Source organism: Streptosporangium heterodermiicola (genome assembly GCF_051390675.1).
In the GTDB taxonomy this organism is placed as follows: Bacteria; Actinomycetota; Actinomycetes; order Streptosporangiales; family Streptosporangiaceae; genus Streptosporangium.
Window position 1 is genome coordinate 342,706 of the sequence record NZ_JBPJSR010000007.1, and the last position, 21,274, is coordinate 363,979.

Annotated in this window: 16 protein-coding genes and 1 pseudogene; 9 read left to right on the forward strand and 8 right to left on the reverse strand. The window is 72.7% G+C overall.

Annotated elements, in window-relative coordinates:
* Window positions 1-25 precede the first annotated feature (25 nt).
* From ACSC1Q_RS18230 to ACSC1Q_RS18245, 4 genes are read right to left on the reverse strand one after another with little or no spacing between them, the layout of a single operon-like run.
* Window positions 26-919, reverse strand: coding sequence for a dihydrodipicolinate synthase family protein (locus ACSC1Q_RS18230; protein WP_436759893.1), 894 nt, complete (start codon window positions 917-919; stop codon window positions 26-28).
* A gap of 30 nt (window positions 920-949) precedes the next feature.
* On the reverse strand, window positions 950-2,395 hold the full coding sequence (locus ACSC1Q_RS18235) for an FAD-dependent oxidoreductase (RefSeq protein WP_436759894.1): 1,446 nt from the start codon (window positions 2,393-2,395) through the stop codon (window positions 950-952).
* A gap of 7 nt (window positions 2,396-2,402) precedes the next feature.
* The gene (locus ACSC1Q_RS18240; protein ID WP_436759895.1) at window positions 2,403-2,756 is read right to left on the reverse strand and encodes a (2Fe-2S)-binding protein; all 354 of its coding nucleotides are present in this window, start codon (window positions 2,754-2,756) and stop codon (window positions 2,403-2,405) included.
* A gap of 46 nt (window positions 2,757-2,802) precedes the next feature.
* The gene (locus ACSC1Q_RS18245) at window positions 2,803-4,029 is read right to left on the reverse strand and encodes an NAD(P)/FAD-dependent oxidoreductase (RefSeq protein ID WP_436759896.1); all 1,227 of its coding nucleotides are present in this window, start codon (window positions 4,027-4,029) and stop codon (window positions 2,803-2,805) included.
* Between the two features lie 223 nt (window positions 4,030-4,252).
* Here ACSC1Q_RS18245 and ACSC1Q_RS18250 point away from each other — a divergent pair, with 223 nt between their 5' ends.
* A complete protein-coding gene (locus ACSC1Q_RS18250) occupies window positions 4,253-5,260 on the forward strand; it encodes a COX15/CtaA family protein (protein ID WP_436759897.1) in 1,008 nt (335 codons plus the stop codon).
* A gap of 139 nt (window positions 5,261-5,399) precedes the next feature.
* Here ACSC1Q_RS18250 and ACSC1Q_RS18255 read toward each other — a convergent pair whose 3' ends face one another.
* Complete coding sequence (locus tag ACSC1Q_RS18255) at window positions 5,400-6,605, reverse strand: PrsW family intramembrane metalloprotease (RefSeq protein ID WP_436759898.1); 1,206 nt, start codon at window positions 6,603-6,605, stop codon at window positions 5,400-5,402.
* A 365-nt stretch (window positions 6,606-6,970) separates the two neighbouring features.
* A complete protein-coding gene (locus ACSC1Q_RS18260; RefSeq protein ID WP_436759899.1) occupies window positions 6,971-7,924 on the reverse strand; it encodes a heme o synthase in 954 nt (317 codons plus the stop codon).
* A 307-nt stretch (window positions 7,925-8,231) separates the two neighbouring features.
* On the opposite strand from ACSC1Q_RS18260, the gene tkt reads away from it, so the two are divergent.
* The 6 genes from tkt to pgl all read left to right on the forward strand — a co-directional run bounded on the left by tkt (window position 8,232) and on the right by pgl (window position 16,611).
* Window positions 8,232-10,343 (forward strand): transketolase, encoded by a 2,112-nt coding sequence (gene tkt, locus ACSC1Q_RS18265; RefSeq protein ID WP_436759900.1) that lies wholly within the window; start codon window positions 8,232-8,234, stop codon window positions 10,341-10,343.
* Window positions 10,344-10,345: 2 nt separating this feature from the next.
* Window positions 10,346-11,449: a transaldolase gene (tal, locus tag ACSC1Q_RS18270; protein WP_436759901.1), complete on the forward strand. Its 1,104-nt coding sequence runs from the start codon at window positions 10,346-10,348 to the stop codon at window positions 11,447-11,449.
* Between the two features lie 7 nt (window positions 11,450-11,456).
* Window positions 11,457-13,085, forward strand: coding sequence for a phosphoglucose isomerase-related protein (locus ACSC1Q_RS18275; protein WP_436759902.1), 1,629 nt, complete (start codon window positions 11,457-11,459; stop codon window positions 13,083-13,085).
* A 19-nt stretch (window positions 13,086-13,104) separates the two neighbouring features.
* Complete coding sequence (gene zwf / locus ACSC1Q_RS18280; RefSeq protein WP_436759903.1) at window positions 13,105-14,859, forward strand: glucose-6-phosphate dehydrogenase; 1,755 nt, start codon at window positions 13,105-13,107, stop codon at window positions 14,857-14,859.
* Window positions 14,860-15,771 carry a glucose-6-phosphate dehydrogenase assembly protein OpcA gene (locus ACSC1Q_RS18285; protein WP_436759904.1) on the forward strand — a complete coding sequence of 304 codons (912 nt, stop codon included), beginning with the start codon at window positions 14,860-14,862 and terminating at the stop codon, window positions 15,769-15,771.
* A gap of 66 nt (window positions 15,772-15,837) precedes the next feature.
* A complete protein-coding gene (gene pgl / locus ACSC1Q_RS18290) occupies window positions 15,838-16,611 on the forward strand; it encodes a 6-phosphogluconolactonase (protein ID WP_436759905.1) in 774 nt (257 codons plus the stop codon).
* A 25-nt stretch (window positions 16,612-16,636) separates the two neighbouring features.
* On the opposite strand, the gene add is transcribed toward pgl, so the two are convergent.
* On the reverse strand, window positions 16,637-17,671 hold the full coding sequence (gene add / locus ACSC1Q_RS18295) for an adenosine deaminase (protein WP_436759906.1): 1,035 nt from the start codon (window positions 17,669-17,671) through the stop codon (window positions 16,637-16,639).
* Between the two features lie 179 nt (window positions 17,672-17,850).
* Between add and ACSC1Q_RS18300 the strand changes: the two are divergent.
* Window positions 17,851-18,306, forward strand: a pseudogene (locus ACSC1Q_RS18300) (Clp protease N-terminal domain-containing protein); the annotation flags it as partial.
* A 319-nt stretch (window positions 18,307-18,625) separates the two neighbouring features.
* Here the strand turns inward: ACSC1Q_RS18300 and ACSC1Q_RS18305 are convergent.
* A complete protein-coding gene (locus ACSC1Q_RS18305; protein ID WP_436759907.1) occupies window positions 18,626-19,657 on the reverse strand; it encodes a GNAT family N-acetyltransferase in 1,032 nt (343 codons plus the stop codon).
* Between the two features lie 178 nt (window positions 19,658-19,835).
* Here ACSC1Q_RS18305 and ACSC1Q_RS18310 point away from each other — a divergent pair, with 178 nt between their 5' ends.
* Window positions 19,836-21,236: an NAD(P)/FAD-dependent oxidoreductase gene (locus ACSC1Q_RS18310; RefSeq protein WP_436759908.1), complete on the forward strand. Its 1,401-nt coding sequence runs from the start codon at window positions 19,836-19,838 to the stop codon at window positions 21,234-21,236.
* The last annotated feature ends 38 nt before the right edge of the window (window positions 21,237-21,274 follow it).

Sequence of the window (21,274 nt, forward strand, 5' to 3'; positions counted from 1 at the left end):
AAGGTTGAAAAGGTACGGGGCAGGTCTACCGCAGGCCCTCGGCCAGGGCCTTCTCCGTGGCGGCGCGCACGGCGGCCTCCTGCTCGGGGGCGAGGCCGAGCCTGGGCGGGCGGCACGGGCCGCCGTCGCGTCCGGCCAGGTCCATGGAGAGCTTGATGGCCTGGACGAACACCGGCCTGGAGTCCCAGCGAAGCAGCGGGTGCAGCGCGCGGTAGAGCGGCAGCGCGGTGGCCGTGTCCCCCGCGGCGGCCGCGCGGTACAGGGCCACGGTCGACTCGGGCAGCGCGTTGGGGTATCCGGCCACCCAGCCGACCGCCCCGGCGGTGACCAGCTCAAGCAGCACGTCGTCGGCCCCGGCCAGCACGTCCAGCCCGGGGGCGAGCTCGGCGATCTCGTAGATCCGGCGGACGTCCCCGCTGAACTCCTTGACCCCGGCGATCAGCCCCTCGGCGTGGAGGGTGGCCAGCAGCCGGGGGGTGAGGTCCACCCGGGTGTCGAAGGGGTTGTTGTAGGCCACCACCGGCAGACCGGCCCGCGCCACCTCCCGGTAGTGCTCCACCACGGTCCTGTCGTCGGCGCGGTAGGCGTTCGGCGGGAGCAGCATCACCGCGCGGCACCCGGCCTCACCGGCCTGCTCGGCCCAGCGCCTGGCCTCCAGGGCGCCGTAGGCGGCGACCCCCGGCATGACGCGGTCACCGCCGACGGCCGCGACCGCGGTCTCCACGACCGAGGCCCGCTCCTCGGGGGTCAGCGTCTGGTACTCGCCCAAGGACCCGTTCGGCACGACGCCGTCGCACCCCGAGGCGACCAGCCACCGGCAGTGCTCGGCGTAGCCGTCCAGGTCGACGGAGAGGTCCGCGCCCAGGGGCAGCGCGGTGGCCACGGTCACACCGTGCCAGGGCTTCGCGGGGGTCGTCATGGTTCGTCCTTCCGAGGGGGTTTCCGGCTGCTACAGGACCGCGCCCGGGTCCGGGTCCGGGGAGGCTCCCGTACGGTCCCGGCGCGAGGGAGGCTCGGACCCGCCCGGCTCCGGGGAGGAGCCCGGCCCCGCGGCGAGGTCTCCGAGCCTGAGGGGCTGGGCGATCGGGCGCCGGGGCGGCGCGGGGTCCTCACCGGTGAGGCACGCGACCGCGTAGCCGCACATCCTGCCCTGGCACCATCCCATCCCCGGGCGGGCCAGGAGCTTGACGGAACGCGCGTCCACGGCCCCCATGGCCTGGGCCTCCCGTACGGCCGACAGGGGCACCTCCTCGCAGCGGCAGACAAGCGTGTCGTCGCGCAGCCACTCCCGCCAGCCCGGCCGTACCGGGTAGGCCTCCTGCAGGGCGCGGGCGAAGGCGGCGAGCCGGTCCCTGCGGCGGGACAGGGCCGGGTCGGGCGGCACGGGGCGGCCCAGGTCGGCGGCGGCGGACCGGCCCGCGACGCGCCCCTCCACCTCGGCGAGCGCGGCCCCGCCGACGCCGGTGGACTCCCCCGCCGCGTAGACGCCGGGCACGCTGGTACGCATGCACGTGTCGACCGCGACGACCGGGCTCCCGTCGGGGTCGCGGCGGGTGTCGCAGTCCAGCTGGACCGGCAGGTCGAGCTGGGGGACGAAGCCGTAGCCGACGGCGAGGGTGTCGCACTCGACGGTCCGCGTCGAGACCGGCCGCCAGTCGCGGTCCAGGCTCGCCACGGTGACGTGGGTCAGCGCGGTGTCGCCGTGCGCGGCGACCACCGCCTCGCGGCGGTGGTACGGGATCCGGCGGCGGGCCAGGCGCGCCCCGTACCCGAGGGCCTCCCCGGCCCGTCCCGCGGCGAGCAGCGGGTGCCTGGCGAGCCCGAACCCACCATTGGCCTCGTGCACCCCGAGCACCCGCGCCCCCGCGTCCGCCAGTCCCGCGGCGACGGGGAGCAGGAACGGGCCGGTACCGGCGACCACGACCCCGCTGCCCGCGAGGACCAGGTCCCCCTTGAGCAGCGCCTGCGCGCCGCCCGCGGTGAGCACCCCCGGCAGGTCCCAGCCGGGGAACGGCAGCGGCCGGTCGTGCGCGCCGGTGGCGATCAGCAGCCCCCGCGCGGCCACCGTGCGGGGCCGCTCCTCGCGGTCCCCCTCCAGGCACCGCACGCTGACCACCCCGTCCGCGCGCCCGACCGCCCAGACCCGGTGGCGCAGGAGCACCTCGGCGCGCTCGCGGAGCGTCTCCCACTGGCGGGTGAACCTGCCGAGCCCGTGGTGCAGCGCGCCGGGCCGCGCGGCGTGGAACCCCTCGGCGGGGTGCCGGAAGTACTGGCCGCCCGGCCTGGCGGCCCCGTCGATCAGCACGACGTCCAGCCCGGACAGCGCGGCGGTGAGCGCGCCCGCGACCCCGGCGGGGCCCGCGCCGACGACGGCGAGGTCGTGGATCCGCGTCATCGGCCGCTCACCCCTCCCCCTCGCCATCGCCGGTGCCGCCGGTGCCGGCAGTGTCGCCGGTGCCGCCGGTGTCGCCGGTGTCGCCGGTGGTCACCAGGTCTCCCGGGAGGGCCTCGGTCAGGCAGGCGCGCAGGGACGGGGTCCCGTTCACCGTGACCAGGCAGTCGAAGCAGACCCCGATGCCGCAGAACAGCCCGCGCGGGCGCCCGCCGAACCTGGTGGTGCGCCAGGAACGGACGCCCGCGCCGTGCATGGCCGCGCCGACGGTCTGGCCGGGGACCACCGGGACGGGCGCGCCGTCCACGCTGATCTCGAACTCCGGCTCGGGCCGCGCCCGCACCAGGCGGTACGGATCCCTCATCGGGCACCTCCTCGGGAAGGGGCACGGCCACGGCCCCGTGAGGAGGTCACGACGCCTCCTCGGCGAACCGGTCCGGGCGGAAGGGGGTGAGGTCCAGGTCGGGGCGGAGACCGGCCAGGAGCTGGGCGATCAGGTGGCCGGTGGCCGGGGCCAGGCCGATGCCCGCCCCCTCGTGGCCGCAGGCGTGGTAGAGCCCGGGTGCCCGGGGGTCCTCCCCGATCACCGGGAGGTGGTCCGGGCAGTAGGGGCGGAACCCGCAGTAGGCCCGGATCGCCCGGTACGCCGCCAGGGCGGGGAACAGCTCCACGGCCTGGCGGGCGAGACGTTCGAGCACCGGGACGGAGACCGTGCGGTCGAAGCCGACCCGCTCGCGGCTGGCGCCGATGAGCACCGGCCCCGCCGGGGTGCTCTCCACGACGGCGGACGTCTCCAGCCCCTCCGAGTCGCTGGCCACCGCGGTGACGTAGGCGGCGGTGTAGACCTTGTGCCTGACGAGCGGCCCGGCGAGGGGCTCGGTGACCAGGACGAAGCCGCGCCTGGGCAGGATCGGGACGCGCGCCCCGGCCAGCGCGGCGATCTCGCCGCCCCAGGTGCCCGCGGCGTTGACGACGGCCCCGGCGAGGATGTCGCCGTGGTCGGTGGTGACACCGGCGATCCGGCCGCCGTCACGGACGAAGCCGGTCACCGTGACGCCGGTGCGCAGCATCAGGGCGCCGTGACCGAACCGCTCGGCACCCCTCCGGATGAGCCCGGCCGCCGCCAGCATGGGCTGGACCTGGGCGTCCTGCGGGTAGAACACGCCTCCGGCGAGCCCTTTCGCCAGGTGGGGCTCGTAGTCGCCGAGCTCACCCGGGGCGACGGCGACGTGCTCGACGCCCTGCTTCGCCGCCAGGTCGGTGAGCGCCGCCAGGACCTCGTCCGTCTCGGCGACCACCAGGCCGCCCTTGGCCTCGAACTCGAACCCCCCGCCCTGCTCGAACCCCCCACCGGCCGCCGGGTCGCCCCCGGCCTTCCCCGCCCCGGCCCCGCCGCCGGCTGCCCCGGTCGGCCCCGCCCCGGCCAGGTCCCGCCAGAGCCGGTTGGAGAGCAGCGCCAGGTCGAGCTCGGGTCCCGGTTCCTTGTCGGAGACCAGGATGTTGCCCTCGCCCGCGCCCGTCGTACCGCCCGCCACCGCGCCCCGGTCGACGACCACCACGTCCAGCCCCGCGCGGGCGGCGTAGTAGGCGCAGGCGGCACCGACGACCCCGGCGCCGACGACCACGACGTCCGGCATGTTCCACCTCGCTCCCACGCCTCGGGCCCGCCAGTACTATGTCACATACCTTCTACCGGATCAATGCACCAAAACGGGCATCGCACGCGTGCCGCCCGGCTCACGCGCACCCCTACCCACCGGCCCGTACGGCACGCCGTCTCACGGCGGGCGGCCCGCGCCGGGCGGGCGGGTACCGGGGTCCGGGACGGGACCGCGCACCTCGCCGCCTAGCATGTGAGCCGTGAACCACCTCCTTGACCTGACCCTCCGGTATGCCGCGAAGGCGGCGCGGATCGTGGGGCCGCCGACCCTCCCCACGCTGCGCCGCTGGGCGCTGGCGGCGGTCGTCGTCAACATCGGGATCACGGTGACGGGCGCCGCGGTACGGGTCAGCGGCTCGGGCCTGGGCTGCCCCACCTGGCCCCGGTGCACGCCGGAGAGCTTCACCCCGGTGGCCCACGCCGAGATCTCGCCGCTGAACATGGCGATCGAGTTCGGCAACCGGATGCTCACCTTCCTGGTGCTGGCCGTCGGCGTGGCCTGCCTGGTCGCCGCCCTGCGCCTGTCGTCCCGCCGCCCCGACCTGGTCAAACTGGCCTGGCTGCAGCCGGTCGGCGTGGCCTTCCAGGGGCTCTGGGGCGGCCTGGTCGTGCGCAGCGCGCTCAACCCGGTGACCGTGAGCGTGCACTTCCTGGTCTCCGTCGGCATGATCGCCGCGGCGTACGCGCTGTACGCCCGCGCCGGGCAAGCCGAGAGCGGGGGCGAGAGCGGGGGCGTGTCGCGGCGGCCGGTCCACCGCCACGTCCGCACGCTCGCCTTCGCGCTCGTCGCCGCCGTGTTCGTCCTGCTCGTCGTGGGCGTGGTGGTGACCGGCACCGGGCCGCACTCCGGGGACGAGATGGCCTCCCGGTTCGGCTTCGACATCGAGACCGTGGCGAGGATCCACGCCGACGTCGCCTACGTGGTGGTCGGCCTCACCTTCGCGCTGGCCTTCGCGCTGCACATCACCGACGCGCCCGGGTACGCCCGGCGGGCCGCGTGGACGCTGCTGGCCGTGGAGGCGGCGCAGGGGGTCGTCGGATACGTCCAGTACTTCCTGGGCGTGCCCGCGGCCCTGGTCAACCTGCACGTGCTCGGCGCGACCCTGGTCTGGCTCTGCGCGCTGCGGGCGCTCTTCGCGACCGGCCCGCACGGCCCGCGGGACGTCCCGGAGACGGTCACCGGCGAACGCGACACCGTCCACGCCTGAAACCTCCCGCGGAAGCCGTTCGGAGGGCGTCCTCACGCATCCGGACGCCGTCCGTGCTCGACGCGGTCCCGGTGCGGCCGGACGATGATCGGCCCCGGAGACCGCGCTCCGGCGGGGGTGAACCCGGACCGGGGCCGTCTCACCGGTGGAACGACCCGCCCTGCGGCGGGTGGCCGGGACCGCCCGGCGCGTGGCCGGAACCACCGGGGGCGTGACCCGCTGAGGACGTGGGGAAACGGGCGCGGGCGTCGGCCATGCATTCCAGCAGCGCCCGCTGCTCCTCGTTGAACGTGCGCTCGTCGATCACGTGGCCCCTGGCCCGCTCGTGGAGCAGGCCGAGCTCGGTGGCCGCGAGCTGGTAGTCGCTCATCGCCCGCAGTGCCGTCCTGCCCCCGTGGTTCCTCGCCCACTGCCGGGCCTGGCGGCGGCCGGGCAGGGAGGAGAGCATCGCGACGTCGCCGGAGGACACCAGCCCCGTCGCCCAGTAGGCGGGCAGGTAGGTCTGGATGAGCGCGATGATGCGCTTGCGGTCGCGGAAGATGATCCAGATCAGCACGAACAGCACGGTCATCAGCAGCAGGTAGGCGACGGCCAGGCCGCCGATGCCGACGTAGGTGGCGAAGCCGTTCCAGATGCCGTGCAGCAGCATCGCGCCGATCCACCCGGCGGCGATGACGAAGATCCGGCCGGGGCCCCGGCGCTGCGCCGCGTAGGCCACCGCGACACCGATCATGGAGGTGAACAGCGGGTGCGCGAACGGCGAGAGGATCCCGCGCAGCACGACGGTCACCGCCAGGCCCCGCGCGCCCATCTCGTCGAGCGCGGCCACGTAGTAGCTCACGTTCTCGCTCATGGCGAAGCCGAGGCCGACCATGCTGGCGTAGATGATGCCGTCGGTTGGCCCGTCCAGCTCGGCGCGCTTGAACCTGAGCAGGCCCAGCAGGACCAGGCCCTTCATCGTCTCCTCGACCACCGGGGCGCCGAACGTGGCGGTGAGGTTGCGCGCGTAGTCGTAGCCCAGCTGGACGGTGTTCTCGATGTAGATCAGGTTGAAGGAGTTGATCACCCCTGCGACGAGGACCGCCACGCCCGCGCCCCAGGCGAACGCGAAGAGCAGGTTGCCGCGCGGCTCGGGCTCGATGCGGTCGAGCGCCAGCACCGCGGCGAGCAGCACCGGGACCGGCGCGAGCGCGAGGCCCAGGGCGATGAAGAAGTAGACGGGGTCGCCGTTCAGCACGTCGAAGGAGAACGACACCAGGGCGCACAGTCCCGCCAGGACGAGCCCGGCGATCAGCGTGACCGACGGACGGTCCCTGAGCACCCAGCGGGGGTCACGGCCGGCCATGTGGCCACCGTAACCGCTGGTACCGGCCCCGCGAACCGGAGCGGGAGACCACCGCCCGAAGACCGGCGGACCCCGTGCCGTCAGGAACCCGGCCCGCGCGTCCGGCCGTCGCGGGTCCCGGGACCGTGCCGGGTGACGAGCCGCCCCCGCGGCCGGAGCCGGAGTCCGGCTCCGAAGGTTTCCCGAACACCACGAATCACCCTCCCCACGACCAGGCCCGCCCCGGGCCGGTCAAGAAAACATCTTCCCCCGGGAGACGTCTCCCCCGGGTCAGGCGCGCGGAAACGGGCGCACCGCGGGAGAACGTACGTGTGAGACGACTCAGACGGGTGTCGGATGAGCGTCAGGCGGGCATCAGGCGCACATCAGACGAACATCGAGTCGATCGCGACGGCGAGGAAGAGCAGCGCCAGATAGGCGTTCGACCAGTGGAAGAAGCGCATCGGGCGCAGGTCGACGCCGGTCTTGCCCGCGTTGACCCGGCCGAGGAGGCGGTGGACCTCCCACAGGCAGGCGGCGCCCAGGACGGCGGCCACGACGGGGTAGAGGAGCGTGGTCCCGGCGATCGGCCACAGCAGCAGCGAGCAGAGCACCGTGGCCCAGGTGTAGACGATGCTCTCCAGCACCACCCGGCGCTCGGTGGCGACCACCGGGAGCATCGGGACCTTCGCCGCCGCGTAGTCCTCCTTGTAGCGCATCGCGAGGGTCCAGGTGTGCGGGGGCGTCCAGAAGAACACCACTCCGAAGAGCACCACGGGGGCCCAGTCGAGGCTTCCGGTGACGCCCGCCCAGCCGATCAGCACCGGCATGCAGCCGGCGATGCCGCCCCAGACCACGTTCTGCGAGGTCCGCCGCTTGAGGATCATCGAGTAGACGAGCACGTAGAACAGGTTCGCGCCCAGCGACAGGCCCGCGGCGAGCCAATTGACCGTCAACCCGAGTCCAAGAGTGGACAGCACGCCGAGGATGATCCCGAAGATCAGCGCGTTCGTCGGCGGCACCAGGTCGCGGGCGAGCGGGCGGCGGCGGGTGCGGCGCATGGCCGCGTCGATGTCACGGTCGATGTAGCAGTTCAGCGCGTTCGCGCTGCCGGCCGACAGGGTGCCGAACACCAGCGTGTTGACGGCGATCCACAGCGGTGGCAGGCCCTTGGCCGCCAGGAACATCACCGGCAGCGTCGTGATCAGCAGCAGCTCGATGATCCGCGGCTTCGTGAGGGCGACGTACGCCTTCACGACGTCGGCGAAGGAGCGCGGCGCGGCCTCGGGGGCCGTGCCCCCCTCGGTCAGGGCCGTCGATTGCTTGTCGGTGAGCACCATCTAAGGCGCTTCCAGCACGTGCGGGGTCAACGCGTAACCTCTGATTAGAGCGGATCCGTGAATGCGGGCACCAGCCAGCCTTGAGGACTCACTGTAGTTGCAGGGGGGGCCGGTCCCGGCACGGGGTGCGGAAGCGGCGCGAGGGGGACCCCTGCGATGGGGGGGCGCGCGCCGCCTGCGGATCCCGCGGACCCGCCCCGGGCCGACCTACGCCACGGTAGCCAGGTCGAAACCGTTAGGGTCCGGTGTGGGCGGGAAATACCAGACCGGCGCCACCATCACACGATTAGATCCGGAGATCGAGCACTTGAGCAGTGAACTCGTGCCAGCCCTCGAATGGAGCGACCTGGACCGCCGTGCGGTCGACGTCGTACGGGCCCTGGCCATGGACGCCGTAGAGAAGGCGGGATCGGGTCACCCCGGCACCGCGATGAGCCTGGCGCCGGCCGCCTACCTGCTGTTCCAGCAGGTGATGCGGCATGACCCGTCAGACCCCACCTGGGCGGGCCGCGACCGGTTCGTCCTTTCCGCGGGTCACAGCAGCCTGACCCTCTACATCCAGCTCTACCTGTCGGGGTACGGCCTCAGCCTGGACGACCTCAAGGGGCTGCGCCAGTGGGAGAGCCTCACCCCGGCCCACCCCGAGCACGGCCACACCGTCGGCGTCGAGACCACCACCGGCCCGCTCGGCCAGGGGATCGGCAACGCGGTCGGCATGGCGATGGCCGCCCGCCGCGAGCGCGGCCTGTTCGACCCGGACGCCGCTCCGGGCGCGAGCCCGTTCGACCACAACATCTGGTGCATCGCCTCCGAGGGCGACATCGAGGAGGGCATCAGCCACGAGGTGAGCGCCCTCGCGGCCCACCAGCGGCTGGGCAACCTCACCGTCGTCTTCGACAGCAACCACATCTCGATCGAGGACGACACCCAGATCGCGCTGAGCGAGGACGTCGTCGCGCGCTACGAGGCGTACGGCTGGCACACCCAGACCGTCGACTGGACGCAGACGGGCGACTACGTCGAGGACGTCGAGGCGCTGCACCAGGCACTGGAGGCCGCCCGCGCCGAGACCGGCAGGCCGTCGTTCATCCGGCTGCGCACGATCATCGGCTGGCCCGCCCCCAACAAGAAGAACACCGGCAAGATCCACGGTTCGGCGCTGGGCGCCGACGAGGTCGCCGCGACCAAGAAGGTCATGGGCTTCGACCCGCAGAAGAGCTTCGACGTCCCCGCCGAGGTCCTGGAGCACGCCCGCGAGGTCGTCAAGCGCGGCCGGGCCGTGCGCGCCGAGTGGGACAAGCTCTACGGGAGCTGGCGCGAGGCCAACCCCGAGCGCGCCGCCGAGTTCGACCGCATCTCCGCGCGGAAGCTCCCCGCCGACTGGACCGGGGCGCTGCCGTCCTTCGAGATCGGCTCCTCCGTCGCCACCCGCAAGGCCTCCGGCGACGTGCTCAGCGCCCTCGCGCCGGTGCTGCCCGAGCTGTGGGGCGGCTCGGCCGACCTGGCCGAGTCCAACAACACCACGATGAAGGGCGAGCCGTCCTTCATCCCCGAGGAGTTCCAGACCAAGGCGTTCCCCGGCGGCCCCTACGGCCGCACGCTGCACTTCGGCATCCGCGAGCACGGCATGGGGGCGATCCTCAACGGCATCGCGCTGCACGGCGGCACCCGCCCGTACGGCGGCACGTTCCTGGTGTTCAGCGACTACATGCGCCCGGCCGTGCGGCTGGCCGCGCTGATGGGGCTGCCGGTCACCTACGTGTGGACGCACGACTCCATCGGCCTGGGCGAGGACGGCCCGACGCACCAGCCCATCGAGCACCTGTGGTCGCTGCGCGCGATCCCCGGCCTCGACGTGGTCCGCCCGGCCGACGCCAACGAGACGGCCGCCGCCTGGCGGGTCGTGCTTGAGCACAACGACCGCCCGGCCGCGCTGGCGCTGACCCGCCAGAACCTGCCGGTCTTCGAGGGCACCGGCGACGCGGAGAAGGTCGCCCGCGGCGGCTACGTCCTGCGGGACGCCTCCGACGGGCAGCCCTCGGTGATCCTGATCGGCACCGGCTCCGAGGTCGAGATCGCCCTCGGGGCCCGCGAGATCCTGGAGGCGCAGGGCATCGCCACCCGGGTCGTGTCGATGCCGTGCGTGGAGTGGTTCCAGGCCCAGGACGCGGCCTACCGGCAGACGGTGGTGCCCACCTCGGTGCGCGCCCGCGTGGCGGTGGAAGCGGGAATCTCGCTGGGCTGGCGGGAGTTCGTGGGAGACGAGGGCGTGGTGGTCGGCCTGGAGCACTTCGGTGCCTCGGCCCCCTACAGGACCCTCTACGAGCAGTTCGGCCTCACCGCCGAGCGCGTGGCCGCCGCCGCCAAGGCGAGCCTCGCCAAGACCGGAGCCGACAAGGGCGAGACGACGGGAAACTGAGCATGAGTGAGATTCTGAAGAAGCTCTCCGAGCAGGGCGTCTCCATCTGGCTGGACGACATCAGCCGCGAGCGCCTGCGTACGGGCAACCTGCAGTCGCTGATCAGCGACAAGCACGTGGTCGGCGTCACCTCCAACCCGACGATCTTCGCGTCGGCGCTGAGCAAGGGCGACGCCTACGACGGCCAGCTGCACGACCTGAAGATCCGCGGCGTCGACGTCGAGGAGGCCGTGCGGGCCATCACCACGTACGACATCCGCTGGGCCGCCGACGTGCTGAGGCCGGTCTTCGACGCCAGCGGCCAGGTGGACGGGCGGGTGTCGATCGAGGTCGACCCGCGCCTGTCCAGGGACACCGACAAGACCGTCGCCGAGGCGCGCGCGCTGTGGTGGCTGGTCGACCGGCCCAACCTGTTCATCAAGATCCCCGCCACCGTCGAGGGCCTGCCCGCGATCACCCAGGCGATCTCCGAGGGCATCAGCGTCAACGTCACGCTGATCTTCTCCCTTGAGCGCTACCGCGCCGTGATGGACGCCTGGCTGACCGGCCTGGAGAAGGCGCGGGCCAACGGCCTGGACCTGTCGGCCATCGAGTCGGTCGCCTCGTTCTTCGTCAGCCGGGTGGACGGCGAGATCGACAAGCGCCTGGACAAGATCGGCACCCCCGAGGCCCTCGCGCTGAGGGGCAAGGCCGCGGTCGCCAACGCCCGCCTCGCCTTCGCCGCCTTCGAGGAGGTCGTCGAGTCCTCGCGCTGGCAGGCGCTGGCCGCGGCCGGCGCCCGGCCGCAGCGCCCGCTGTGGGCCTCCACCGGCACGAAGAACCCCGACTACCCCGACACCCTCTACGTCGACCAGCTGGTCACCTCCGGCACGGTCAACACGATGCCGGAGAAGACCCTCGACGCGACGGCCGACCACGGCGGCGTCACCGGCGACACGGTCCGCTCCTCCTACGAGGAGGCCTGGAACACCATGGCCGCGCTCAAGGAGGCCGGCATCGACTACGACGACGTCGTGCGCTTCCTGGAGGAGGACGGCCTGGACAAGTTCGAGGCCTCCTGGAAAGAGCTGCTGGAGACCGTCTCCTCCGAGCTGAAGAAGGCGTGAGGCGCATATGTCATTGTCCGTAACGTTCGGCGACGACGACCTCACCGAGCAGGCCGGCGAGACCGTCGGGCAGCTCGCCTCCGAGGGGGTCCCCCAGGCCCTGACCTCCGGCGACGCCACGCTGTGGGGCGCGGAGGCCCAGGCCGAGGCGGCCGTCCGGCTCGGCTGGCTCAACCTCCCGCTGACGAGCAGGCGGCTGCTCCCCGAGATCGGCGCGCTGGTCGAGCGGGCCCGCGCCGAGGGCCTGGACCACGTGGTCCTGGCGGGCATGGGCGGCTCCTCCCTCGCCCCCGAGGTGATCACCGCCTCCGCCGACGTGCCGCTGACCGTGCTCGACACCACCGACCCCGGCCAGGTGCGCCGGGCGCTGGAGGACCGGCTGGAGACCACGATCCTGGTCGTCGCCAGCAAGAGCGGCGGCACGGTCGAGACCGACAGCCACCGGCGGATCTACGAGAAGGCCTTCCGCGACGCCGGGATCGACCCGGCGGGCAGGATCGTCGTCGTCACCGACCCCGGCTCGCCCCTGGAGCTGAGCGCCCGCGAGGCGGGTTACCAGGTGATCCTGGCCGACCCGAACGTGGGCGGCCGCTACAGCGCCCTGACGGCGTTCGGCCTGGTGCCCAGCGCGCTGGCGGGCGCCGACGTCGAGCGGCTGCTCGACGACGCGGCCGAGGTGCTGCCGCTGCTGTCACGGACCGAGGGCAACCCCGGCCTCGACCTCGGCGCCGCCCTGGGCGCCGCCGCGGCGGCCGGGCGCGACAAGCTCGTGATCGAGGACAGCCTGTCGGAGATCAACGGCCTGCCCGACTGGATCGAGCAGCTGGTCGCCGAGTCCACCGGCAAGTCCGGCAAGGGCATCCTGCCCGTCGTGGGCGCCGACCCGGGTGACGCCGACGACGAGCTGCTCGCCGGGATCGACACCGACGCCACCGTCACCGTCGTCGGCCCGCTGGGCGCGCAGTTCCTCGTCTGGGAGTACGCCACGGCCGTCGCGGGCCGCGTCCTCGGCATCGACCCGTTCAACCAGCCGAACGTGGCCGAGTCCAAGGAGAACACCGCCAAGCTGCTCGACCAGGCCGAGCTGCCCGTCGGCACGCCGCTCCTGGTCGACGGCCCGGTGGAGGTGTACGGCGAGTTCCCCGGCTCCGAGGACGTCAAGGACCTGTCGGACGTGCTCACCCGGCTGCTGGAGTCGATCCCCGAGCGCGGTTACCTCGCGGTGATGGCCTACCTCGACCGGGAGGCGGCCTTCGACGCCCCGTACCCCGAGGGCGCCTCGTTCGAGGAGATGACGGACGTGTGGAGCGGGGCCGACCCGGCCACGCTGCGCGGGATGCTCGCGATCCGCACCGAGCGCCCGGTCACCTTCGGCTGGGGCCCCCGCTTCCTGCACTCCACCGGCCAGTACCACAAGGGCGGCCCGCAGAACGGGGTGTTCCTGCAGATCACCGGGGTCGTCGAGAACGACGTCGAGGTCCCCGGCAAGCCCTACACCCTGGGCCGCCTCCAGCTCGCCCAGGCCCTGGGCGACCAGGGCGCGCTGGTCAGCCGCGGGCGTCCCACCGTACGGCTGCACCTGACCGATCGCGCGGCCGGGGTCGCGCGCCTGCTCGCCGCCGCGCGGGAGGTCTGATGGGCCGCTGGAGGTTCGCATGAGCAAGGAGAGCTCACCCACGAGCGCGACGGGCACGGCGAGCGCTGTGAGCGCTGTGAGCGCCGGGGAGACCGCGCACGCCGGGGAGGCCGCGCACGCCGGGGAGGGCGCCACGGCGGGCACGACGGCCATCCCGGCGGCGGGCGCGCACGGGAAGGTGACGCCCGCGGCCGTCACGCCCACGGCCACCACGGCCACCGCCGCCGCGACCGCGGGCATCACCGAGGCCCTGATCGACGCCAACCCGCTGCGCGACCCGCGCGACAAGCGCCTGCCGCGCGTGGCGGGGCCGTGCGTGCTGGTGCTGTTCGGCGTCACCGGCGACCTGGCGCGCAAGAAGCTGCTGCCGGCGATCTACGACCTGGCGAACCGCGGGCTGCTGCCCCCGGGTTTCTCCCTGGTCGGCTTCGCCCGCCGCGACTGGCGGGACCAGGACTTCGCGCAGCTGGCCCACGACGCCGTCAAGGAGCACGCCAGGACGCCGTTCCGCGAGGAGGTCTGGAAGCAGCTGTCGGAGGGCATCTTCTTCTGCCGGGGCGAGTTCACCGACGACGGCGCGTTCGACGCGCTGGCGATGATGCTCAAGGAGATCGACCAGACCCGGGGCACCGGCGGCAACTACGGCTTCTACCTGTCGGTGCCGCCGAAGTTCTTCCCGGTCGTGGTCCAGCAGCTGAAGCGGACCGGCCTGGCCGACGGTCCTCCCGGGTCCTGGCGCCGGGTGGTGATCGAGAAGCCCTTCGGGCACGACCTGCGGAGCGCCCAGGAGCTCAACGCGATCACCAGCGCGGTCTTCCCGGAGAGCTCGGTGTTCCGCATCGACCACTACCTGGGCAAGGAGACGGTCCAGAACATCCTGGCGCTGCGGTTCGCCAACAACCTGTTCGAGCCGATCTGGAACCGCAGTTACGTCGACCACGTGCAGATCACGATGGCCGAGGACATCGGCATCGGCGGCCGGGCGGGATACTACGACGGCATCGGCGCGGCCCGCGACGTGATCCAGAACCACCTGCTGCAGCTGCTGGCCCTGGTCGGCATGGAGGATCCGACGTCGTTCGGGGCCGACTCGCTGCGCAGGGAGAAGGAGAAGGTCCTCAAGGCGCTGCGGCTGCCGACGGACCTGTCGCTGGCCACCGCGCGCGGCCGCTACGGCTCTGGCTGGCAGGGCGGCGAGCCGGTCATCGGCTACACCCAGGAGGAGGGCATCCCGCCCGACTCGATCACCGAGACGTACGCCGCCATCAAGGTGGAGATCGCCAACCGGCGCTGGGCCGGGGTGCCGTTCTACCTGCGCACCGGCAAGCGGCTCGGCCGCCGGGTCACCGAGGTGGCCGTGGTGTTCCAGCGAGCGCCGCACCTGCCGTTCAGCAAGGACGACACCGAGATCCTGGGGCAGAACGCCCTGGTCATCAGGGTGCAGCCGGACGAGGGCATCACGGTGCGGTTCGGCTCCAAGGTGCCGGGCACCGCGATGGAGGTGCGGGACGTCTCGATGGACTTCGCCTACGGCGAGTCGTTCATGGAGTCCTCTCCCGAGGCCTACGAGCGGCTGCTGCTGGACGTGCTGATCGGCGACCCGCCGCTCTTCCCGCACCAGCGCGAGGTCGAGCTGTCGTGGAAGATCCTCGACCCGATCGAGGAGTTCTGGAGCACCCAGGGCCCGCCGGAGGAGTATCCCGCGGGCACGTGGGGCCCGGCCTCGGCCGACGAGATGATGGCCCGCGACGGGCGTTCCTGGAGGCGGCTGTAGATGACCAGCTTCATGCTCAGCGGCACGAACGCCTCGAAGATCTCCTCGCAGCTCACCCACCTGCGCCACCAGATGGGCACCCCGGCGGTCGGCATGGTGCTGACCCTGGTGGTGGTCTGCGGCGAGAGCGACCAGTACGACGCGGTCCGGGCGGCGACCGAGGCGGCCAGGGAGCACCCCTCCCGGATCCTCGTCGTCATCCCCCGCGACTCGGAGGAGCCGAACCGGCTCGACGCCGAGATCCGGTTCGGCGAGTCGACCCCGGGTGAGGTGATCCTGCTCCGCCTGTACGGGGAGCTGACCAGGCACGCCGACTCCGTGGTCAGCCCGCTGCTGCTCACCGACACCCCGGTGGTGGCCTGGTGGCCCAGCGACTGTCCCGAGGTCCCTTCCAAGGACCCGATCGGCATGCTGGCCCAGCGCCGCATCATCGACGCGCGGTCGGCGGCCGACTCGGTCAAGTCGATCACCGGCCGGGCCCGCGGTTACGTGCCCGGCGACACCGACCTGGCCTGGACCCGGCTGACGACGTGGCGGAGCCTGCTCGCCGCCGCGTTCGACCAGCCGGTGGGCAAGGTGAAGCGGGGCACCGTGGAGGCCGTGTCCGGCCATGCCAGCGCCCTGCTGCTGGCGGCCTGGCTCGGCGAGCGCCTCGGCGCCTCCGTGAAGGTCACCGACTCCCCCGGGCCCGGCCTGACCGCGGTCAAGCTGGTCTCGGCCGAGGGTGACATCACCATCGTCCGGAGCGACGGCCGGATGGCCACGCTGTCGCGTCCCGGCCAGCCGGACCGCAGGGTCGCCCTGACCCGGCGCCCGACGTCGGAGCTGCTCGCCGAGGAGCTGCGGCGGCTGGACCCCGACGAGATCTACGCGGCCGCGATCCAGCGACTCGCCCAGACCAAGAAGTCCTGAGCCGCGCGTGCCCCGCGGCCACGGCCGCGGGGCACCTCCTTTGGAAAGATCGGAAAGAGAAGTCCCGTGAGCGTTCCCACAGTGATCACCCACCGCGACGCCGACGTGCTCGCCAAGGCCGTCGCCGCCCGGGTGATCGTCCGAGCCGTCGACGCCCAGTCGGCCAAGGGCTCGGCCCACCTGGTCCTGACCGGCGGCACCTTGGGCATCGACACCCTCGCCGAGATCGCCGCCTCCCCCGCCAGGGACGCCGTCGACTGGCGCAAGGTGGACATCTGGTGGGGCGACGAGCGTTTCCTGCCGGGCGGTGACGCCGAGCGCAACGAGACCGGCGCCCGCGAGGCCCTGCTCGACCACCTCGACCTCGACCCCGAGCGGGTCCACGTGATGCGCGGCCCCGACTCCGGCATGACCGCCGAGGAGTCGGCGGAGGCGTACGCCGAGGAGCTGCGCCGCGCCGCCCGCCCCGAGGACCACGGCCCGGCCCCGGCGTTCGACCTCATGATGCTGGGCATGGGCCCCGACGGCCACGTCGCCTCGCTCTTCCCCGGCATGCCCGCCCTGTACGACACCCGCCCGGTGGTGGCCGTGCACGGCTCGCCCAAGCCCCCGCCCACCCGCGTCTCGCTCACGCTGCCGGTCATCCAGGGCTCCCGCGACGTGTGGGTCATCGCCGCCGGCGAGGAGAAGGCGGGAGCGGTACGGCTGGCCCTGTCGGACTCGGGGACGATGCAGGTCCCGGCCGCCGGGGCCCGGGGCAGCCGGAGCACCCTCTTCCTCCTGGACAGGGCGGCGGCCTCCAAGATCCCTTCGAGCCTGAGCCGGATCTCCTCTCCCTGAGGCCGGCCCCCGCTGTCGCGAGCCGTCAGGAAGCCGTCCCTGAGTGCTGGGCGGTGACAGCGTCGATCTCGTCTCGGATCTCCTTCTTGTCCGCCTCGTTCATGGACGAGGCCTCGACGGCGTTGCGGGCCAAAGTGGTGAGGGTCTCGCGGTCCAGGCCAAGCTGGTCGGCGGCGACGCGATACTCGCGGCTCAGGGTGGTGGCGAACATGGGCGGGTCGTCGCTGTTGAGGGTGACGAACAGGCCCGCCTCGATCATGCGGGGCAGGGGGTGCTCCTCGACCCGGGCGACCTGGCCGGTGCAGACGTTGGAGGTGGGGCAGACCTCCAGGGGGATCCGGGTCTCGCGCAGGTGGGCGACGAGGCGGGGGTCGTCCACGCAGGAGGTGCCGTGGCCGATCCGTTCGGCGCCCAGGAGGTCGAGGGCCTCCCAGATGGTCTCGGGGCCGGTCATCTCCCCCGCGTGCGGCAGGCTGCGCAGCCCGGCGGCGGTGGCGGCGCGGAAGGCGTCCGCGAAGACGTCACGGTACCTCGGGCGTTCCTGTTCGATTCCGGCCAGCCCGAAACCTACCAGCGCCTGGGGAGGTTCCCGCAGCGCGTGGTCCAGGGTGACCCGGGCCGCCTCGGCCCCGTACTCTCCGGGGATGTCGAACACGTACGCCATCCGCACCCCGTGCTCCTCGCGGGAGCGCCGGGAGGCCAGGTCGAGCGCCTCGGTGACCTCCCGCATCGGCATGCCGACGACGTGGTGGGCGTACGGCGTGACGGTCAGCTCGACGTAGCGGCCGTTCTGCGCGGCGAGGTCGGCGGCGAGGCCGAGCACCAGGGTCGCCACGTCCTCCGGCTCGCGGACCAGGGCGTTGACCGCCTGGTAGATCCGGGCGAAGTGCGGGAAGTCGGTGAACCTGTAGAAGGCGCGCAGCTCCTCCTCATCCGTGGGGACGCTCCCGTCGAGGTGACGGCGGGCGAGCTCCAGCACGGTGGGGACCGAGGCGGAGCCGATCAGATGGACGTGGAGCTCGACCTTGGGCAGGGCGTCGATGAAGGCGTCGGTCGTCATGCGGGGACCCTACGCACGACACCCCTGGACGCGAAAGCCATTTGTCACGAACCTAACTCAAAAATGTAAGCTTTCTCCGGTAAAGAGGCGGGAATTGCCCGGGGAGATGTCCTCCCGCTCACCGGCCGGGTGCCGCATAGTGGGGGCAAGCACCTCGACACCCCTCACGGAGGCTCCCCGTGTTCGAGCGCTTCACCGACCGTGCCCGCCGCGTCGTGGTCCTGGCGCAGGAGGAGGCCAGGCGGCTCGGCCACGGCCACATCGGCACCGAGCACATCCTGCTCGGCCTGATCCTGGAGGAGGACGGCGTCGCCGGCCGGGCCCTGCGGGCCTTCGACATCGGCGGCGAGCGCGTCAGGAACGCCGTGGAGGAGATCATCGGCAGGGGCGACGAGAGCCCCGGCGGCCACATCCCGTTCACCCCGCGCGCCAAGAAGGTGCTCGAACTGTCCCTGCGCGAGGCGCTCGGCCTGCACCACACCTACATCGGCACCGAGCACATCCTGCTCGGGCTGCTCCGCGAGGGCGAGGGCGTGGCCGCCCAGGTGCTGACGGGACAGGGAGCGCGCCTTGAGGCCGTACGCGCCCAGGTGATCACTCTGCTCGGGCGGCGCGGGCCCGAGCTCGCGGTGACGGCGGAGGAGGGCTTCCACGTCATGGGAGCGGCGTTCTCCGCCAGGCTGGAGCGCATCCAGGAGAGCCTGGACCGGATCGAGCGCAGGCTCGACGCCATCGAGACCTCCCGCGACGCCGCCGGCACCTCCCGCGATGACAGCGCCGCCCCCCAGAATAACCAGGACGGACAGGACGGACAGAACGGCGACGACAGCGCCGCTCCCCGGAAGGACCCGCCCCAGGAGGGGCAGGCCTCCTGAGGCGGGGACGCGGAAGAATGCGGCCTCCCCGGTTCGGGACCCCTGAGCGATCTCGAAACGGGGAGGCCACGCGATGGGGTCAGCTCGGGGATGCCGTCGCCATCACGCCCACGGCCAGCCTGGCCTCGACCACGCCGGGGTCCTCGGTGTAGCTCAGGGTCGCGCCGAGCGAGACCAGGAGCCTGCGCATGCGCACGTTGTCGGACAGCAGGGTCGCCCTCACCTCGGCGAAGCCCAGGTCGCGGGCCTGGCGGACGAGCATCCCGGCCAGGGCGGTGCCCAGCCCCCTGCCCTGCCAGCGGTCCTCGACCAGGAACGCCATCTCGGCGATGCCCGGATCCGGGGTGAACATCAGGTTGGCGAGCCCGACGACCTGGCCGTCGTGCCCGGCGACGATCGACTGGCCGTGGGTGCGGTCGCAGAGCCGGTCGAAGACCTTCGGCGGCAGCACCGGCATCGAGGTGAAGTAGCGGAACCTGCGGGCCTCCGGCGAGCAGCGGTCGTGCAGGTCGCGTACGGCCTCGCGGTAGAGGCGGGTGAGCGGGCGGACCTCGACCTCGACGCCGTCGGAGAGGGTGATCTCGCGGTCGGCCCCGGACTGCTCGACGGGGGGCTGCGCGAGACGGACGAAGGAGGCCGCGCGGGCGGCCTCGGTCAGGGTGAACGGCAGCTCGGCCCGGCGGACCCTGATCGCGCGGCGCGCGGCCACGGGCACGGTCAGCAGGGTCGGGTCCGGAAGATCGCTCATCTCCGCACCGTAGACCCAGCGGGAGTCGTCGGCGCGCAGCAGCTCTCCCAGCAGCTCCGGCAGGCGCCAGGGCGTCATGCGCAGCCGGGAGGCGAGCAGCAGGACGCGGGTGGGCTCGTCGGTCAGCTCGTGGGCGGTGGCGGTGACGACCTGGACCCTGCGTCCCCCCGCGGCCTCCAGCGCCTCGCGTACCGCCTCGGCACCCGCGGGGATGTCCGTGACGAACTCGTCGACCGTGCCGTCCGCGTCGGTCTGCACGCTCAGACCCAGGATGTTGCCGCCCTTGGCGGCGAGTGCGGCGGCCAGCGAGGCGAGCCGGCCCGGCCGCTCGTCAACGGTCGTACGAATCCTCAGAAACCCCATCAGAATGCTCCCTCTGTTGCGAGATAGCCTTTCCTGACACTGTTACGGGACTGCTACACATGAGTGAGCCCATCGTTACGTCTGGGAAGATCACTCATTACTCGGCAGTACGGCGTTTCTGCAACGGTTTCCGTTGACAGGCACACCCGGATAGACGGATATAGCAGGATATGAGGCCATGAGCACGCGCGTTCCCCTGACCGGGGACTTCGTCAACGGAGACGTCTCCTTCTGGTATCGCTCCCTCGGCATCCCCGCCCCCGGCGCCCCCCTCGCCGGGGACCTCGACGCCGACGTGGCCATCGTCGGCGCCGGGTACACCGGCCTGTGGACCGCCTACTACCTCAAGAAGGCGAGCCCCGGCCTGCGGGTCGTCGTGCTGGAGAAGGAGTTCGCCGGGTACGGCGCCTCCGGGCGCAACGGCGGCTGGCTGGTCGGCGAGCTGGCCGGCACCCCCGAGCGCTACGCCAGGACGCACGGCGCCGACGCGGCCAGGCGGCTGCAGCGGGTGATGTTCGAGACGATCGACGAGGTCGTCGCCGTCGCCGAGGACGAGAAGATCGACGCCGACATCGTCAAGGGCGGCGTCACCACGGTCGCCACCAACACCGCCCAGGACCGGCGGCTGCACCAGCTGCTCGCCCACGAGCGCCACTGGGGCTGGACCGAGGAGGACGTGCGGCTGCTCGACCCCGCCGAGCGGGAGGAGCGCCTGCGGGTGGACGGCGCGGTCAGCGCGATCTGGAGCCCGCACTGCGCCAGGATCCAGCCCGCCAAGCTCGCCAGGGGCCTGGCCGAGACCGTACGGAACCTCGGGGTGGAGATCTTCGAGCGCACCCCGGTCACCGAGATCGCCCCGCGCGAGGCCCGCACACCGTACGGGACCGTCCGAGCCGAGTACGTCGTCCGCGCCACCGAGGGCTTCACCGCCGAGCTGAGGCAGTACCACCGGGCGTGGCTGCCGATGAACAGTTCGATGATCGTCACCGAGCCGCTGGGCGCGCTGTGGGACGAGATCGGCTGGGCGGGCCACGAGCTGCTCGGCGACATGGCGCACTACTACATGTACGCCCAGCGCACCGCCGACGGCCGGATCGCGTTCGGCGGGCGCGGCAAGCCCTACCTGTACGGCTCCCGGGTGGACGACCGGGGCCACACCCACGAGTGGACGATCGAGGCGCTCTGGGAGCTGCTGACCGGGATGTTCCCCGCGCTGCGGGCCTCTCGCGTGGCGCACGCCTGGTCCGGGGTGCTCGGCGTGCCCCGCGACTGGTGCGCCACCGTGCACGTCGACCACACCACCGGCATCGGCTGGGCGGGCGGCTACACCGGCCACGGGGTGACCACCACCAACCTCGCCGGCCGTACCCTGCGCGACCTGATCCTGCGCGAGGACACCGAGCTCGCGTCCCTCCCCTGGGTGGACCGCAAGGTGCGAGGCTGGGAGGTGGAACCGCTGCGGTGGATCGGCGTGCACACCATGTACGACCTCTACCGCCGGGCCGACGCGAGGGAGAAGGCGGGGCTCGGCCGCACCTCCGTGCTGGCCCGCGTCGCCGACTCCATAACCGGCCGCTGAACCGCCGCGTCACCGGACGCTGAGAGCATCGCCGTACC